This is a genomic window from Mycobacterium sp. NTMscope_MAC_12, from assembly GCF_976985675.1.
In genome coordinates, this window is record NZ_CDRJYY010000001.1 from 5,835,681 (window position 1) to 5,850,207 (window position 14,527).

15 protein-coding genes and 1 pseudogene are annotated in these 14,527 nt (G+C 69.5%); 10 read left to right on the forward strand and 6 right to left on the reverse strand.

From position 1 onward, the window contains the following. Nucleotides 1-189 precede the first annotated feature (189 nt). The 4 genes from clpC1 (at nucleotide 190) to AC0KS4_RS27260 (ending at nucleotide 4,364) form a co-directional block, all read left to right on the forward strand. Nucleotides 190-2,733 (forward strand): ATP-dependent protease ATP-binding subunit ClpC, encoded by a 2,544-nt coding sequence (gene clpC1, locus AC0KS4_RS27245; protein ID WP_020821484.1) that lies wholly within the window; start codon nucleotides 190-192, stop codon nucleotides 2,731-2,733. Between the two features lie 90 nt (nucleotides 2,734-2,823). Next, on the forward strand, nucleotides 2,824-3,033 hold the full coding sequence (locus AC0KS4_RS27250; protein WP_238955655.1) for a CbtB domain-containing protein: 210 nt from the start codon (nucleotides 2,824-2,826) through the stop codon (nucleotides 3,031-3,033). Between the two features lie 9 nt (nucleotides 3,034-3,042). Then, the gene (locus AC0KS4_RS27255; protein WP_238955656.1) at nucleotides 3,043-3,819 is read left to right on the forward strand and encodes a CbtA family protein; all 777 of its coding nucleotides are present in this window, start codon (nucleotides 3,043-3,045) and stop codon (nucleotides 3,817-3,819) included. Further along, a complete protein-coding gene (locus tag AC0KS4_RS27260; RefSeq protein ID WP_238955657.1) occupies nucleotides 3,816-4,364 on the forward strand; it encodes a histidine phosphatase family protein in 549 nt (182 codons plus the stop codon). The genes AC0KS4_RS27255 and AC0KS4_RS27260 overlap by 4 nt, the downstream gene beginning before the upstream one ends. 3 nt (nucleotides 4,365-4,367) lie before the next feature. Here AC0KS4_RS27260 and AC0KS4_RS27265 read toward each other — a convergent pair whose 3' ends face one another. Further along, nucleotides 4,368-5,732: a class A beta-lactamase-related serine hydrolase gene (locus AC0KS4_RS27265; RefSeq protein WP_238955658.1), complete on the reverse strand. Its 1,365-nt coding sequence runs from the start codon at nucleotides 5,730-5,732 to the stop codon at nucleotides 4,368-4,370. Next, nucleotides 5,707-6,027, reverse strand: coding sequence for a mycobilin-forming heme oxygenase MhuD (gene mhuD / locus AC0KS4_RS27270; RefSeq protein ID WP_003875625.1), 321 nt, complete (start codon nucleotides 6,025-6,027; stop codon nucleotides 5,707-5,709). The genes AC0KS4_RS27265 and mhuD overlap by 26 nt, the downstream gene beginning before the upstream one ends. A gap of 61 nt (nucleotides 6,028-6,088) precedes the next feature. On the opposite strand from mhuD, the gene AC0KS4_RS27275 reads away from it, so the two are divergent. Continuing rightward, nucleotides 6,089-6,859, forward strand: coding sequence for an alpha/beta fold hydrolase (locus AC0KS4_RS27275; protein ID WP_238955659.1), 771 nt, complete (start codon nucleotides 6,089-6,091; stop codon nucleotides 6,857-6,859). A 4-nt stretch (nucleotides 6,860-6,863) separates the two neighbouring features. Here the strand turns inward: AC0KS4_RS27275 and AC0KS4_RS27280 are convergent, their stop codons facing one another. Then, nucleotides 6,864-7,775 (reverse strand): HhH-GPD family protein, encoded by a 912-nt coding sequence (locus tag AC0KS4_RS27280; RefSeq protein ID WP_225326219.1) that lies wholly within the window; start codon nucleotides 7,773-7,775, stop codon nucleotides 6,864-6,866. Here AC0KS4_RS27280 and AC0KS4_RS27285 point away from each other — a divergent pair. Then, a complete protein-coding gene (locus AC0KS4_RS27285; RefSeq protein ID WP_225326220.1) occupies nucleotides 7,774-8,391 on the forward strand; it encodes a carbonic anhydrase in 618 nt (205 codons plus the stop codon). The genes AC0KS4_RS27280 and AC0KS4_RS27285 overlap by 2 nt on opposite strands. A 148-nt stretch (nucleotides 8,392-8,539) precedes the next feature. Further along, nucleotides 8,540-9,343 (forward strand): hypothetical protein, encoded by an 804-nt coding sequence (locus tag AC0KS4_RS27290; protein ID WP_225326221.1) that lies wholly within the window; start codon nucleotides 8,540-8,542, stop codon nucleotides 9,341-9,343. 12 nt (nucleotides 9,344-9,355) lie between these two features. On the opposite strand, the gene disA is transcribed toward AC0KS4_RS27290, so the two are convergent. The 3 genes and pseudogenes from disA to AC0KS4_RS27305 all read right to left on the reverse strand — a co-directional run bounded on the left by disA (nucleotide 9,356) and on the right by AC0KS4_RS27305 (nucleotide 12,486). After that, nucleotides 9,356-10,438, reverse strand: coding sequence for a DNA integrity scanning diadenylate cyclase DisA (gene disA / locus AC0KS4_RS27295; RefSeq protein ID WP_225326322.1), 1,083 nt, complete (start codon nucleotides 10,436-10,438; stop codon nucleotides 9,356-9,358). Beyond that, a pseudogene (radA, locus tag AC0KS4_RS27300) lies at nucleotides 10,436-11,867 on the reverse strand (DNA repair protein RadA); the annotation flags it as partial. The gene disA and the pseudogene radA, both read right to left, overlap by 3 nt. A 49-nt stretch (nucleotides 11,868-11,916) precedes the next feature. Further along, entirely contained in the window at nucleotides 11,917-12,486 is a 570-nt protein-coding gene (locus AC0KS4_RS27305; RefSeq protein WP_238955660.1) for a copper chaperone PCu(A)C domain-containing protein, read from the reverse strand. A gap of 357 nt (nucleotides 12,487-12,843) precedes the next feature. Between AC0KS4_RS27305 and carD the strand changes: the two genes are divergently transcribed. From carD to ispF, 3 genes are read left to right on the forward strand one after another with little or no spacing between them, the layout of a single operon-like run. Next, entirely contained in the window at nucleotides 12,844-13,332 is a 489-nt protein-coding gene (carD, locus tag AC0KS4_RS27310) for an RNA polymerase-binding transcription factor CarD (RefSeq protein WP_003419482.1), read from the forward strand. A gap of 16 nt (nucleotides 13,333-13,348) precedes the next feature. Then, nucleotides 13,349-14,038 (forward strand): 2-C-methyl-D-erythritol 4-phosphate cytidylyltransferase, encoded by a 690-nt coding sequence (gene ispD, locus AC0KS4_RS27315; RefSeq protein ID WP_225326223.1) that lies wholly within the window; start codon nucleotides 13,349-13,351, stop codon nucleotides 14,036-14,038. Then, on the forward strand, nucleotides 14,035-14,523 hold the full coding sequence (gene ispF, locus AC0KS4_RS27320; RefSeq protein WP_238955661.1) for a 2-C-methyl-D-erythritol 2,4-cyclodiphosphate synthase: 489 nt from the start codon (nucleotides 14,035-14,037) through the stop codon (nucleotides 14,521-14,523). The genes ispD and ispF overlap by 4 nt, the downstream gene beginning before the upstream one ends. Nucleotides 14,524-14,527: the final 4 nt, after the last annotated feature.

Sequence of the window (14,527 nt, forward strand, 5' to 3'; positions counted from 1 at the left end):
GGAGAGATTTACGGCCGGAAGGACCAAGTTGCGTCCGCAGCGAACGAGGCCGCACAAGGTTAGGCCCGCTGGCAAGCCGACCATTACAGTGGATGGCAGGTACGCGATTCCGGCCACAGGGAACCGGCAGGGTTGCTAGAAGGGCCGCTAACCAGTTTGTACCGATGTTGAGGGAGAGCAGGTAACCCGATGTTTGAAAGATTTACCGACCGTGCCCGCAGGGTCGTCGTCCTGGCGCAAGAAGAGGCCCGGATGCTCAACCACAACTACATCGGCACCGAGCACATCCTGCTGGGTTTGATTCACGAGGGCGAAGGCGTCGCCGCAAAGTCGCTGGAGTCGCTGGGCATCTCGCTCGAGGGCGTCCGCAGCCAGGTCGAGGAGATCATCGGCCAGGGCCAGCAGGCCCCGTCGGGCCACATCCCGTTCACCCCGCGCGCCAAGAAGGTTCTCGAGCTGAGCCTGCGCGAGGCGCTGCAACTCGGCCACAACTACATCGGCACCGAGCACATCCTGCTGGGCCTGATCCGTGAGGGTGAGGGCGTGGCGGCGCAGGTGCTGGTGAAGCTGGGCGCGGAGCTGACCCGGGTGCGCCAACAGGTCATCCAGCTGCTGAGCGGCTACCAGGGCAAGGAGGCCGCCGAGGCGGGCACCGGTGGCCGTGGCGGCGAGTCCGGCAGCCCGTCCACCTCGTTGGTGCTCGACCAGTTCGGCCGCAACCTGACCGCCGCCGCGATGGAAGGCAAGCTGGACCCGGTCATCGGCCGCGAGAAGGAAATCGAGCGGGTGATGCAGGTGCTGAGCCGGCGCACCAAGAACAACCCGGTGCTGATCGGCGAGCCCGGCGTCGGCAAGACCGCCGTCGTCGAGGGCCTGGCGCAGGCCATCGTGCACGGCGAGGTCCCGGAGACGCTGAAGGACAAGCAGCTCTACACCCTGGACCTGGGCTCGCTGGTCGCGGGCTCGCGCTACCGCGGTGACTTCGAGGAACGCCTGAAGAAGGTGCTCAAGGAGATCAACACCCGCGGCGACATCATCCTGTTCATCGACGAGCTGCACACCCTGGTGGGTGCCGGTGCCGCCGAGGGAGCGATCGACGCCGCGTCGATCCTTAAGCCCAAGCTGGCCCGCGGCGAGCTGCAGACGATCGGCGCCACCACGCTCGACGAGTACCGCAAGTACATCGAGAAGGACGCCGCCCTGGAGCGCCGCTTCCAGCCGGTGCAGGTCGGTGAGCCGACGGTGGAGCACACCATCGAGATCCTCAAGGGTCTGCGCGACCGCTACGAGGCGCACCACCGGGTCTCGATTACCGACCCGGCACTGGTCGCGGCGGCCACCCTGGCCGACCGCTACATCAACGACCGGTTCCTGCCGGACAAGGCGATCGACCTGATCGACGAGGCGGGCGCCCGGATGCGGATCCGCCGGATGACGGCGCCGCCAGACCTGCGCGAGTTCGATGAGAAGATCGCCGACGCGCGCCGGGAGAAGGAATCGGCGATCGACGCCCAGGACTTCGAGAAGGCGGCCAGCCTGCGGGATCGGGAGAAGCAGCTGGTGGCCCAGCGTGCCGAGCGCGAAAAGCAGTGGCGCTCCGGCGATCTCGACGTGGTCGCCGAGGTGGACGACGAGCAGATCGCCGAGGTGCTGGGCAACTGGACCGGCATCCCGGTGTTCAAGCTCACCGAGGCCGAGACCACCCGGTTGCTGCGCATGGAGGACGAGCTGCACAAGCGGATCATCGGCCAGGAGGACGCCGTCAAGGCCGTCTCCAAGGCGATCCGCCGCACCCGCGCCGGGCTGAAAGACCCCAAGCGCCCGTCGGGTTCGTTCATCTTCGCCGGCCCGTCCGGTGTCGGTAAGACCGAGCTGTCCAAGGCGCTGGCCAACTTCCTGTTCGGCGACGACGACGCGCTCATCCAGATCGACATGGGCGAGTTCCACGACCGGTTCACCGCGTCGCGGTTGTTCGGCGCCCCGCCGGGATACGTCGGCTACGAGGAGGGCGGCCAGCTCACCGAGAAGGTGCGCCGCAAGCCGTTCTCCGTGGTGCTGTTCGACGAGATCGAGAAGGCGCACCAGGAGATCTACAACAGCCTGTTGCAGGTCCTCGAGGACGGTCGGCTCACCGACGGTCAGGGCCGCACGGTGGACTTCAAGAACACCGTGCTGATCTTCACCTCGAACCTCGGCACGTCCGACATCTCCAAGCCGGTCGGCCTGGGCTTCACCCAGGGTGGCGGTGAGAACAACTACGAGCGGATGAAGCAGAAGGTCAACGACGAGCTGAAGAAGCACTTCCGCCCGGAGTTCCTCAACCGCATCGACGACATCATCGTGTTCCACCAGCTGACCCGCGACGAGATCATCCGGATGGTCGACCTGATGATCCAGCGCGTCGGCAACCAGCTCAAGAGCAAGGACATGGCGATGGAGCTGACCGACAAGGCCAAGGCATTGCTGGCCAAGCGCGGCTTCGACCCCGTGCTGGGTGCCCGTCCGCTGCGGCGCACCATCCAGCGCGAGATCGAGGACCAGCTCTCGGAGAAGATCCTCTTCGAGGAGGTCGGTCCCGGCCAGGTTGTCACGGTCGACGTCGACAACTGGGACGGCGAGAGCGCCGGCGAGGACGCGAAGTTCACCTTCACCGGCACCCGCAAGCCGCCGGCCGAGCCGGACCTGGCCAAGGCCGGGGCGCACGCCGCACCGCAGGCGCCGGACGCGCAGTAGGGTGAACCCGGCGGCGCGTGGATTGTGTGCCGCGTCGCAGGGTTCACACTTGCGCGTCGAGAAGGGCGTGCACCGCACAAGGAGGCTCTCGTGGCGAACTCCCAGGTAGCCCGCACCCGTTCGCTCGACCTGTCGGCGGCAAGCGCCGCGCTCTGGTTGGCGGCGACCGTCTTTCTCGCCTTGTTGGCGCTGTACTTCGTCGGCGTCGACCAGGGGGCGGTGTCGCTGTTCGGCAGCGACTCGCATGTGCACGAGTTCGTGCACGACGCGCGCCATCTCCTCGGCTTCCCCTGCCACTGAGCCGGTCTCGTGGAGAAACGCCTGATCGGGGGCGGACTTCTGGCGGGTGCCATCGGCGCGGTGCTGGCGTTCGTATTCGCCCGGCTGTGCGCCGAGCCCGTCATCGGCCGCGCGATCGCTTTTGAGGACGGCCGCACCGACGCCGAGAACGCGCACGGCGTGCACGAGCACGGCGCCGAGCTGTTCACCCGGACGGTGCAGGCCAACGCCGGGCTGGGATTCGGGGTGCTGCTCTTCGGCCTCGCCATGGGCGCCTTGTTCGCCGTGCTGTTCAGCGTCGTCTATGCCCGCACGAATCATGCGCGGCCGCAGGCGCTTTCGTTGCTCTTGGCGGCCGGGGCGTTCTGGGCGGTGTACGTGGTGCCGTTTCTGAAGTATCCGCCGAACCCGCCGGCGGTCGGCCAGTCCGACACGATCGGCGCGCGGACCGGCTGGTATCTGGTGATGGTGCTGGCGTCGATGGTGTTGGCGATCGGCGCGGCATGGCTGGCGCGTTCGCTCACCGCCCGCTTCGGGGTGGGGAACGCGCGGCTGCTGGCGGCCGGGTCCTATCTGGTGGCGATCGTCGTGGTGGCGGTGCTGCTGCCGGGCGTGGACGAGACGCCGGGACCGCTGCGCGACGCGGCGGGCGCCATCATCTATCCGGGTTTTCCCGCCGACGTCCTCTATGAGTTCAGGTTGGTATCGCTGGGGACTCAGCTGGTGCTGTGGGCGGGCATCGGCGCGGTCTTCTCCGTGGTGGCGTCCCGGCTGCTGAGTGAGCGCGCCCCGAGCACCGCGGCGTGACGCAGGTCGTCCGGCTGACGCTCGTCTCGCACGCGATGACCGCTGCGATGGCGGCCGGGCGGTTTCCCGCCGACGAGCCGCTCAACGACGTCGGCCGCCGCCAGGCCAAAGCCGTGACCGACGAAATCCCCGCTGGGGCACGCTATTTCGTCGCACCCGAGCGGCGCGCTCGGGAGACGGCGGCGTTGCTGGGCCTGCAATCCGTCACGGAGCCGCGGCTCTCCGACCTCGATTGCGGGCGGTGGCGAGGCATGGCGCTCGGGGACGTGCCCCCCGGGGAGCTCGAGGCGTGGCTGACCGATCCCACCCAGGCGCCGCACGGCGGCGAGTCGATCACCGACCTCGTCGACCGGGTGGCCGGCTGGTTGAAGTCGTTGACCGCCAACACCTCACCCGCGGTGGCGGTGACGCACCCCGCGGTGATCCGGGCGGCGATCCTGGCGGCGCTGGGCATCCCGCCGGCGTCGTTCTGGCGCATCGACGTCGCACCGGCGGGCCGCGTCCTCATGCATTTCCGCGACGAACGCTGGACGCTGCGGTTGTGACAGCTACTTCGGCGCGATCAACGCGAAGGCCTGCTTGGCGACCTGCAGCATCCAGCCGGTCACGGTCGGCCCGTGATCGCGCGGCCAGGTCAGCTGGAAGCTGACCACCCACGGCTGGCGCGTCTTGTCGACGGCGTACCAGCTGAACGTCAAATCACCCGGCAGGCCACCGGCTTTCGCGCCGATGTAGGGCCACACGTTGCGGTCCAGCTGGATACCCGCGACCGCGGACAGGATCTCGCGCACCGGAGCCGCCGCGCCGACCGCGTCGGCCTGCAGCGCCGCGTGAACCCGGCAGATGTCCTCGGCGTTGCCGTACCACTCCGCGCCGTACGAGGACGCGGGCGAGTGAGCGCGCATCGGATCCGGGTCGTACGGCGTGGAATTCGCTTGCTCCAGCAGCTGGGCCCGCACTTGCGGGGACCCGTGCTCCCATTGGTCGCGCAGGTCGGGTCTGCCCCAGCCGACCGAGAAAAGCTCGTACATGGTGGGGAAGGGCGTCATGCTGGCCGGGTCGTGATGGCCGGCCGTGGCGAGCGCTTCGGAGATGGCGTGCGTGCCCATCTTTTCGATCAGCAGATCGGTTGCCATGTTGTCGCTGGTGGCGATCATCTTCTCGGCGGCCTTGCGGACCGAGACGTGGGCGCCGGCGGGCAGCGCCAGACCCGACGAGCCGACGGCCCGGCTCTTGTCGGCGACGGTCAGCTGGTCATCCCAGGACACCGTGCCGTTTTTGATGGCGCCGGCCAGGGCGTGCAACACGTACAGCTTGAAAATCGATGCCAGCGGCAGGGATTCGCGGGTGTTGGTGCCCGCCACCGGGTTGCAGTGGCCGTCATCGACCTTGGCGACCTGATAGGAGTAGCGCGCGCCGGTCTTGCTCAGCACCGCGTCGATGTCCTGCCACGACCTGACCGTGGGCGCCCGGGTGTCCAGGTCGAACCGGTCCACCCACCCGCCGTCGTCGGTGTGGATCCGGATGTCTTGGCGGGCACCGTAAGACGACGTCAGGTGCAGCGTGGCCACGCTCGCACCGATGTCCACGCCGTCCAGGCTGAACGGACGATCCCACCACAGCGCCTCCATGGTGGTTTCCACCGACTCGACCTTGTCGGCAGCGGCCAGCGTGCCGACCCCGACCGGCCCGATGGGCCAATCCGAGTTGAGCATGTCCAACGTCTGCTGGGCCCGGATGCCGGGCGGGGTCCGGGTGTCGATTTGGCGTCCCGCGTTCGCCGCGTTCGCCTGCGGCGAGGGGGAGGGGGCGCAACCGGGCGCCGAGGTCACGATCAGTGTGGTGGCGGCGCTCAGCGCCAGCGCGCGGCGCCAGGCCGACCGCCCGCTAGCCAGCCTGCTTGTTTGCGGCAACGTCCAGCACAACCTCGAATTCCAGCAGGGACGCCCCGGTCGCCACCGGGTTGGCCCGATGGCCGGCGTGGGCCTCGATGGCGGGACCCTTCGCCCACGCCTGGAACGCCTCATCGGACTCCCAGTGCGTCACCACGAAGTAGCGGTCCTCGCCCTGGACCGGACGCAGCAACTGGAAGCCGAGGAAGCCGGGCTGATTCTCCACCGCATGCGCGCGGTGGGCGAACCGCTTCTCCAGTTCGGGGCCGGCGTCGGCGGGAACTTCGATTGCGTTGATCTTCACCACTGGCGGCATGCCGCTAGGCTACCCCGCCCCCCGCACCGTTCAACGAGGGCGGTCCACGCAAGATGGTGGCATGCCCAGCGATTTGTTGACTCGCCGCGGGGGGCGCGGCGAACCATTGGTGCTGGTGCACGGTCTGATGGGGCGCGGGACCACGTGGACGCGTCAACTGCCGTGGCTGACCCGCTTGGGCACCGTCTACAGCTACGACGCGCTGTGGCATCGGGGACGCGACGTCAACGATCCGCACCCGATCAGCACCGAGCGGTTCGTGGCCGACCTGGGTGATGCGGTGAGCGCGTTGGGCGCGCGGGTCAGGATTGTCGGGCATTCGATGGGTGCCCTGCACGCGTGGTGCCTGGCCGCCGAGCGCCCCGAACTTGTTTCCGCCCTGGTGCTCGAGGACATGGCGCCGGACTTCCGTGGCCGCACCACCGGCCCGTGGGAGCCGTGGCTGCACGCGCTTCCGGTCGAATTCGATTCCGTCGAGCAGGTGTTCGCCGAATTCGGGCCCGTCGCCGGGCAGTATTTCCTGGAGGCGTTCGACCGCACCGAAACCGGCTGGCGGCTGCACGGGCACACCTCGCGATGGATCGAGATCGCCGCGGAATGGGGTACCCGCGACTACTGGGCGCAGTGGCGGGCGGTGCGTGTGCCGTCGCTGCTCATCGAGGCCGGCAACTCGGTCACCCCGCCGGGCCAGATGCAACGGATGGCCGAAAGCGCCACCGCGGCAACGTATTTGCAGGTTCCGCAGGCGGGTCACCTGATCCACGACGAAGCGCCCGAGGAATACCGCGCAGCGGTGGAGGCTTTCCTGGCCGCGCCGGATTCGCGGGCCTGACGCGCTACTCCTCGCCGGCCAGCGCGAACCGGCCGTCGCGGGTCTGCGTCACCAGACCGTCGGCGAGCAGCGAATACAGCGCCCGGTCGCGCTGCGCGGTATCGGTCAGCCACGCGACATCCAGCTCGGCCCTGGTGGCCGGGGAATCCTTGGCGCGCAACACATCCAGCAACCGGCCGCGGACCTGCCGGTCGGTGCCCGCGTAGGTCTGGACGCGTCGCGGCGGTCCTTGCGCGGCGGGAAAGCCCGCGTGCCGCCAGGCGCACCGGCCCAGCGGACACAGCCCGCACCGCGGGGCGCGCGCGGTGCACACCGTCGCTCCCAGCTCCATCAGCGCGACGGAGAACTGCGGTGCGGTTTCGTCGTCGGGCAGCAGCGCGGCCACGTCGGCGTGGTCACGGTTCGCCGACGGCGCGCCCGCGTCGGCCAGGCCGTGCACGACGCGCGCCACCACCCGGCGCACGTTGGTGTCGACCACCGGCACCCGCCGGCGATAGGCGAAGCAGGCGACGGCGCGCGCCGTGTAGCTGCCGACGCCGGGCAGCGTCAGCAGCGTGTCGACGTCATCGGGAACGACGTCGTCGTGATCGCGCGCGATGACGGTGGCGCACTCGTGTAAACGCTTGGCCCGCCGCGGATAACCCAGCTTGCCCCAGGCGCGCAACACATCCGCGGCGCTGGCAGCGGCCGTCGCCGACGGGGTCGGCCAGCGCCGCACCCAGTCCGACCAGATCGGCAACACCCGGGCCACCGGCGTTTGCTGCAACATGAACTCGCTGACCAGGATCTGCCAGGCGCTGACCCCGGGCTCTCGCCAGGGCAGGTCGCGGCGGGATCGCTCATACCAGGCCAAAAGATTGGTAACTGGTATGTATGCCGGGCCGGGCTCTGGGTGTTCCGGCATGATGGCAGCCATGCCTAACACCAGTCCGGTAACCGCATGGAAGTCACTCAAAGAGGGTAACGAGCGATTCGTCGCCGGTAAGCCGCAGCATCCCAGCCAAAGTGTTGAGCACCGGGCCAGCCTGGCCGCCGGTCAGAGTCCCACCGCGGTCGTGTTCGGCTGCTCGGACAGCCGGGTCGCCGCCGAGCTCATCTTCGATCAGGGCCTGGGCGACATGTTCGTGGTGCGCACCGCGGGGCAGGCCATCGACACCGCGGTCCTGGGTTCCATCGAGTTCGCGGTGAGCGTGCTCAACGTGCCCCTCATCGTCGTGCTGGGTCACGACAGCTGCGGCGCGATCAAGGCCGCCCTGGGCGCGATCGATGAGGGATCCATCCCCGGCGGTTTCGTGCGCGATGTGGTGGAGCGGGTGGCTCCGTCCATCCTCATGGGCCGCCGCGACGGCCTGAGCCGCGTCGAAGAGTTCGTGGAACGACACGTGCGCGAAACCGTGGCGCAGCTCGTGTCGCGGTCCACGGCGATCGCCGAGCGCATCGCCGACGGCACGGTGGCGGTCGCCGGTGTCACCTACCACCTCGCCGACGGGCAGGCGGCGTTGTGCGACCACGTCGGCGACATCGGCGAATAAGCGGCGAATAGGCGGCGAATAGCGGGCCGGATCGCGGGCGAATGGGGCACGCGATCGGCCGCCACTAACACGGCGATTGGCCGGCAAACCTAGCGACACGCCGAGTCGGGTCAGCCAAATCGGCGTGACCTGGGCCTACGCTGCGAACGTGCTCGATCTGGAACCGCGTGGCCCGCTACCCACCGAGATCTATTGGCGGCGCAGAGGCCTGGCCGTGGGCATCGCGGTCGTCGTGATCGGGATCGTGGCCGCCACCGTCATCGCGTTCATGGGACACAGCTCGGGCGCCAAGCCCGCCAGCACCGACAAGCCGAACTCCGCTCAGAGCAAGCCGGGATCGCCTGCGCCCCAGGCGCCCCCACCGGCGGGACCGGAAAGCCCCGCGCCGGGGGCGCCGCCGGCGCAGGGCCAGAGCCCCGAGACGCCCACCCCCACCGCCGCCGTGCAGCCGCCGCCGGTGCTGAAGGAGGGCGACGACTGCCCCGACTCGACGCTGGCGGTCAAGGGCCTGACCAACGCGCCCCAGTACTTCATCGGTGACCAGCCGAAGTTCACCATGGTCGTCACCAACATCGGGCTGGTCGCCTGCAAGCGCGACGTCGGCGCCGCGGTGCTGGCGGCCTACGTCTACTCGCTGGACAACAAGCGGCTGTGGTCGAACCTGGACTGCGCGCCGTCCAACGAGACACTGATCAAGACCTTCACGCCGGGCGAGCAGGTGACCACCGCGGTGACCTGGACGGGCATGGGTTCGGCGCCGCACTGCCCGCTGCCGCGGCCGGCGATCGGGCCGGGCACCTACAACCTGGTCGTACAGCTGGGCAACCTGCGCTCGATGCCGGTGCCGTTCATCATGAACCAGCCCCCACCGCCGCCGGGCCCCGTGCCCGGGCCGGGCCAGCCCGGGGCCGTGCCGCAGCCGGAGGCCCCGCCGATGCCCCCGGCCGGCTGAGCCCAACGCGTATCAGCTCAGTGAGTCGGTGATCGTCGACTCCGCCAGCTGCGAGAGGCCCTCCCGCACGTGGCGCGCCCACATCGCGCCGATGCCGTCGACCGATTGCAGGTCGCTGGCGCTGGCCGCCAGCACGTTCTGCAGCGTCCCGAACGAGCGGACCAGCAGGTCGGCGTGGGCGAACTGCAACCGGGGGATGCCGGCCAGCGCGCGGTAGCCACGCGGGCTGACCGCCGAATCCTGCGCCTCCGTCGTCGTCGGGTAGCCGAAAACCTTTGCCAGAGCGGTGAAGTCGAGCAGCTCGGTATCCGAGAGCGCATCCAGCTCGTCCAGCGTCGCGGTCATCTGCGCTTCGGACAGCGGTTCCGGGCTGGCGTGGTAGTCCCGCACCATCAACCCCCGGGCGATGTCGTTGCCGCCCAGCAGTTCGTCGAGTTGCAGCCGCAGCTGGCGCCCGTCGGTGCCGAGTTCGACCACGTCGTTGTCGATCACCTGGCCGATCCGCCGGACCAGCTCGAGCCGCTGCACCACCGTCAGGACGTCGCGCAGGGTGACGAAGTCCTCGATCTCGGCCCGCGATAGCTGCCGGCTGACCTCGTCGAGCCTGATCTTGTACCGCTCGAGGGTGGCGATGGCCTGATTGGCCCGCGACAGGATGGTCGCGGAATCTGCGACGACGTGACGCTCCCCGCCCACGTACACCGTCACGATGTTCATCGAGTGGCTCACCGAGATCACCGGGTATCCGGTCTGGATCGCCGCCCGCTCCGCCGAGCGGTGCCGAGTCCCCGACTCATCGGTGGCGATCGACGGATCGGGAACCAGCTGCACGTTGGCCCGCACGATGCGGCTGCCGTCGGTGGACAGCACCACGGCGCCGTCCATCTTTGCCAGCTCGCGCAGCCGGGTCGGCGCGTAACGCACGTCCAGGGCGAAGCCGCCGTCGCAGATGGCTTCGACGTTTTCGTCGTTGCCGAGCACGATCAGCGCGCCGGTGCGGCCGCGCAGGATGCGTTCCAGACCGTCGCGCAGCCCGGTCCCCGGTGCCAGGCGGGCAACGGTGTCACGCAACGTCGGACGGGTCACAGCGTGCATTCTGCGGCCCATCGCGTCATGCGTCCAGCCGGTACGGCTTGGCGGGCCCGCCGCGGCGGCCGGCGATGTCGATCATGTGCTCGAGCGCCGCGCCGATGGTGGGCGCCCGCAGCGCCCGCATCCCGCGCGGCACGATGTCGCTCCGCGGGTCGTCGCCGTCCGGGATGAGCGCGATGGTGAAGCCCTGCCGCGCGGCCTCGCTCAGCCGCCGCTCCATGCCGCTGACCCGCCGCAGGTCCCCGGCCAGTCCCACCTCGCCGATCATCACCGCGGTGGTGGGCAGCGGCAGATCGGCCAGCGCGGAGGCCAGCGCGACCGCGACCGCTAGATCCGATGACGGGTCGGTCAGCCGCATGCCGCCGACGGTAGACAGGTAGATGTCGTGGGCGGCGACGGGCAACTTGGCGTGCTTTTCCAGCACGGCGGTGATCATCGCGGCCCGCGAATTGTCGATGCCGCTGACGGCGCGGCGCGGCGAGCCGCCCGACGGCGTCGCCAGCAGCGCCTGCACTTCGCCGATGAGCGGACGTTTGCCGTCGAGCGTCACCGTGATCGCGGTGCCGGGGACCGGCGCCGGGCGCTGATCCAGGAACAGGTTCGACGGATCGGCGACGCCTTCGATCCCGTTGTCGTGCAACAGGAAACACCCGACCTCGTCGGCGGCGCCGAACCGGTTCTTGATGCCCCGGACCATCCGCAGCGAGCCGTTGCGGTCACCCTCGAAGTGCAGGACCACATCGACGAGGTGCTCGAGGGAACGCGGCCCCGCGATGGCCCCGTCCTTGGTGACGTGTCCGACGAGGATCAGCGCGACCCCGTTGGCCTTGGCCGCGGCCGTCAGCGCCGACGTCACCGCGCGCACCTGCGTGACGCCGCCGGCGACGCCGTCGGCCTCGGTGGTGGACATGGTCTGCACCGAGTCCACGATCACCAGCGCGGGCTTGACCGTGGCGATGTGCTCGAGCACCGTGTGCAGGTCGGATTCGGCCGCCAGGTACACCTCGTCCCCGCCGCAGCCGATGCGGTCGGCGCGCAGCCGGATCTGGCCGGCGGACTCCTCACCGGAGATGTACAGCGCGCGGCGGCCGGACTCCGCGCAGCGGTGGGCGACCTCGAGCAACAGCGTCGACTTGCCCACGCCCGGATCGCCCGCCAGCAGCGTGACCGAGCCGGGAACCACGCCGCCGCCGAGCACCCGGTCGAGTTCGTCTACGCCCGTCGTGCGGTGCTGGCTGGCGCCCGGCTCGATGGATGTGATCGGCACGGCCTGCGACCCGGCCGCCCGGGCGGCGCGGCGCCCGGCGACGGTACTGAGCACCGGGACCTCGTCAACGGTGCCCCAGGTGCCGCACTCGAGGCAGCGGCCGACCCACTTCGCGGTGACGTGCCGGCATTCCGAGCAGCGGTATTGCGAGCGCGCGGTTGCCACGTGATGACGGTATCGAGCCGCTACGACAAGCCCCCGTCACGACAGGCGGTCACCCCGCGTGATTTTGGTGCGGCGGGGTCACTCCGGCCGAAATCGGGACCTGCACGGTGGCCTGTCCGGCCTTCTCGAAAGTGAAGGTGAAGTTGTAAGTGAGGCCGTTCGAGATGGGCTTGGCCAAGGTGACGGTCGCCTTGGCCGCGGTGCTGGAATCGATCGGGCCCGGCGCCACCTTCTGGCCCTCCGGCGTGCCGATGAACAGCATTCCGCCGGCGGGCAACCGGGTGTCGCCGCTGACCGCCACGGTACCGATGTCGCTGGTGATGCCCACCAGTCTGTCTGGGGCGCTTGGCGACTGGTTGACGGCCACCAGCACCAGGTCCACCGCCCGGCCCGGCCGCAGGAAGTCACCCGTCTGCGTGGCCTGGATGTGGATGTTGCGCAACGCCACGTTGTTGAAGGTGACCTTGTTGCCGTTGATGGCGGGCTCCTGCACCGCCATCTGCGAGACCTGACCGGCGCCGCAACCGCTGAGTAGCGCGGCCGCGACGGCCACCACGCCGGCGATAGCGACCCGGGACGCGAACGCGGGGAGGCCGAGGCGGATCTTGAAGCGGTTCACTCTCTACAGCCTCCTGCTCGGCCCGTTCGACTAATGCAACTATGCACAGTAGTAGGCACGCCGTGCCCGCGGTAGCGCGGGGCGCGGGACCAGCGCGGGAGCGCGGCGCGAGGGCTTTCGCGCCGCCGCCGGAGCCGCTTCCCAAACCGCTTCCCAAGCCGCCTCGAGGCCGCTTCCCAAACCTCCTCCGAGCCGCCTCGAAGGCCGAACGGGGGCGTTGGTAATGTGCTCCATTGCACGACTTGCTCCCCATGTCAACCCCTAATCTGCGCGTGTTGTGCCCCTGACCTGCATCGTTGCTTCGCGCGTGGTTAGGCGGCCGTGTTAGGATGAAGTAACGAAAGGGGCTCGAATCAGATGATCTTCAAGGTCGGCGACACCGTTGTTTACCCACATCACGGTGCTGCGTTAGTCGAGGCGATCGAAACCCGGACGATCAAAGGGGAACAAAAAGAATATCTCGTCTTGAAGGTGGCGCAGGGAGACCTGACCGTTCGAGTTCCCGCGGAGAACGCCGAATATGTCGGCGTCCGTGACGTCGTCGGACAGGAAGGTCTCGACAAGGTGTTCCAGGTGCTGCGCGCCCCGCACACCGAGGAGCCGACCAACTGGTCGCGCCGCTACAAGGCCAATCTCGAAAAGCTTGCCTCCGGCGACGTCAACAAGGTGGCCGAGGTAGTGCGCGACCTGTGGCGCCGCGACCAGGAGCGTGGCCTGTCGGCAGGTGAGAAGCGCATGCTGGCCAAGGCCCGCCAGATTCTCGTCGGTGAATTGGCGTTGGCGGAGAGCACCGACGACGCCAAGGCGGAGACCATCCTCGACGAGGTTCTGGCCGCCGCTTCCTGAAGGCCCTGACGCTTCGGTGGCCCCGGAGACGGGCACCTCGGGCAACGTGATCGCCGTCGTCCCGGCCGCAGGGTCGGGCGAACGGCTGGCGGCGGGAATTCCCAAGGCATTCTGCGAGGTTGCCGGCCGCACCCTGCTGGAGCGCGCCGTCGCCGGCCTGCTGGAATCCGGCGTGGTCGATCACGTCGTGGCGGCGGTCCCCGCCGACCGGATCGATGAGGCCAAGCGCGTCCTTGCCGACCGGGCCACCGTCGTGGCCGGCGGGCCCGACCGCACCCAATCCGTCGACCTGGCCCTGGCCGCCCTCGCCGGTAGCCCCGCGTTCGTGTTGGTGCACGACGCGGCGCGCGCGCTCACTCCCCCGACGTTGATCACCCGCGTGGTCGACGCCCTGCGCGCCGGCCACGACGCCGTCGTGCCCGCGTTGCGGCTGCATGACACCATCAAGGCCGTGGACGCCAACGGGGTGGTCCTGGGGACGCCGGAGCGCGACGGGCTGCGGGCGGTGCAGACGCCACAGGGGTTCGCCACCGAACTGCTGCTGCGCGCCTATCGGGCCGCCGCCGGCGCGACCGGATTCACCGACGACGCGTCGCTGGTCGAGCACGTCGGCGGGCAGGTTCAGGTGGTCGACGGCGATCCGCTGGCCTTCAAAATCACCACTCAGCTCGATTTGATGCTGGCCGACGCGATCGTGCGCCGGTGAGCGCGCCCCTTCCCCTTCCCAGGGTCGGCCTCGGCGTCGACGTGCACCCGATCGAACCCGGCCGGCCGTGCTGGCTGCTCGGTCTGCTCTTTGCCGAGGCCGACGGCTGCGCCGGCCATTCCGACGGCGACGTGGGGGCGCACGCGCTGTGTGATGCGGTGCTGTCGGCGGCCGGGCTCGGCGACGTGGGCGCCGTGTTCGGGGTCGACGATCCGCGCTTCGAGGGCATCAGCGGCGCGGACATGCTGCGCCACGTCGCCGACCTGGCGTCGGGCGAAGGCTTCCGGGTCTCCAACGCCGCCGTGCAGGTGATCGGGAACCGGCCGAAGGTCGGCCCGCGCCGCGCCGAGGCGCAGCGAGTGTTGTCGGAATTGCTGGGGACGCCGGTGTCGGTGTCGGCGACGACCACAGACGGGTTAGGGCTGACCGGACGCGGTGAGGGCCTGGCCGCCATCGCCACCGCGCTCGTGGTCCCCACCGGCTAAGCCC

What these genes read in the sequence shown, in the direction of transcription:
- clpC1 (WP_020821484.1), top strand. Translation starts at nt 190, where the DNA reads ATGTTTGAAAGATTTACCGACCGTGCCCGCAGGGTCGTCGTCCTGGCG.
- mhuD (WP_003875625.1), bottom strand. Translation starts at nt 6,027, where the DNA reads ATGCCGCCAGTGGTGAAGATCAACGCAATCGAAGTTCCCGCCGACGCC.
- AC0KS4_RS27275 (WP_238955659.1), top strand. Translation starts at nt 6,089, where the DNA reads ATGCCCAGCGATTTGTTGACTCGCCGCGGGGGGCGCGGCGAACCATTG.
- AC0KS4_RS27285 (WP_225326220.1), top strand. Translation starts at nt 7,774, where the DNA reads ATGCCTAACACCAGTCCGGTAACCGCATGGAAGTCACTCAAAGAGGGT.
- AC0KS4_RS27280 (WP_225326219.1), bottom strand. Translation starts at nt 7,775, where the DNA reads ATGGCTGCCATCATGCCGGAACACCCAGAGCCCGGCCCGGCATACATA.
- disA (WP_225326322.1), bottom strand. Translation starts at nt 10,438, where the DNA reads ATGCACGCTGTGACCCGTCCGACGTTGCGTGACACCGTTGCCCGCCTG.
- carD (WP_003419482.1), top strand. Translation starts at nt 12,844, where the DNA reads ATGATCTTCAAGGTCGGCGACACCGTTGTTTACCCACATCACGGTGCT.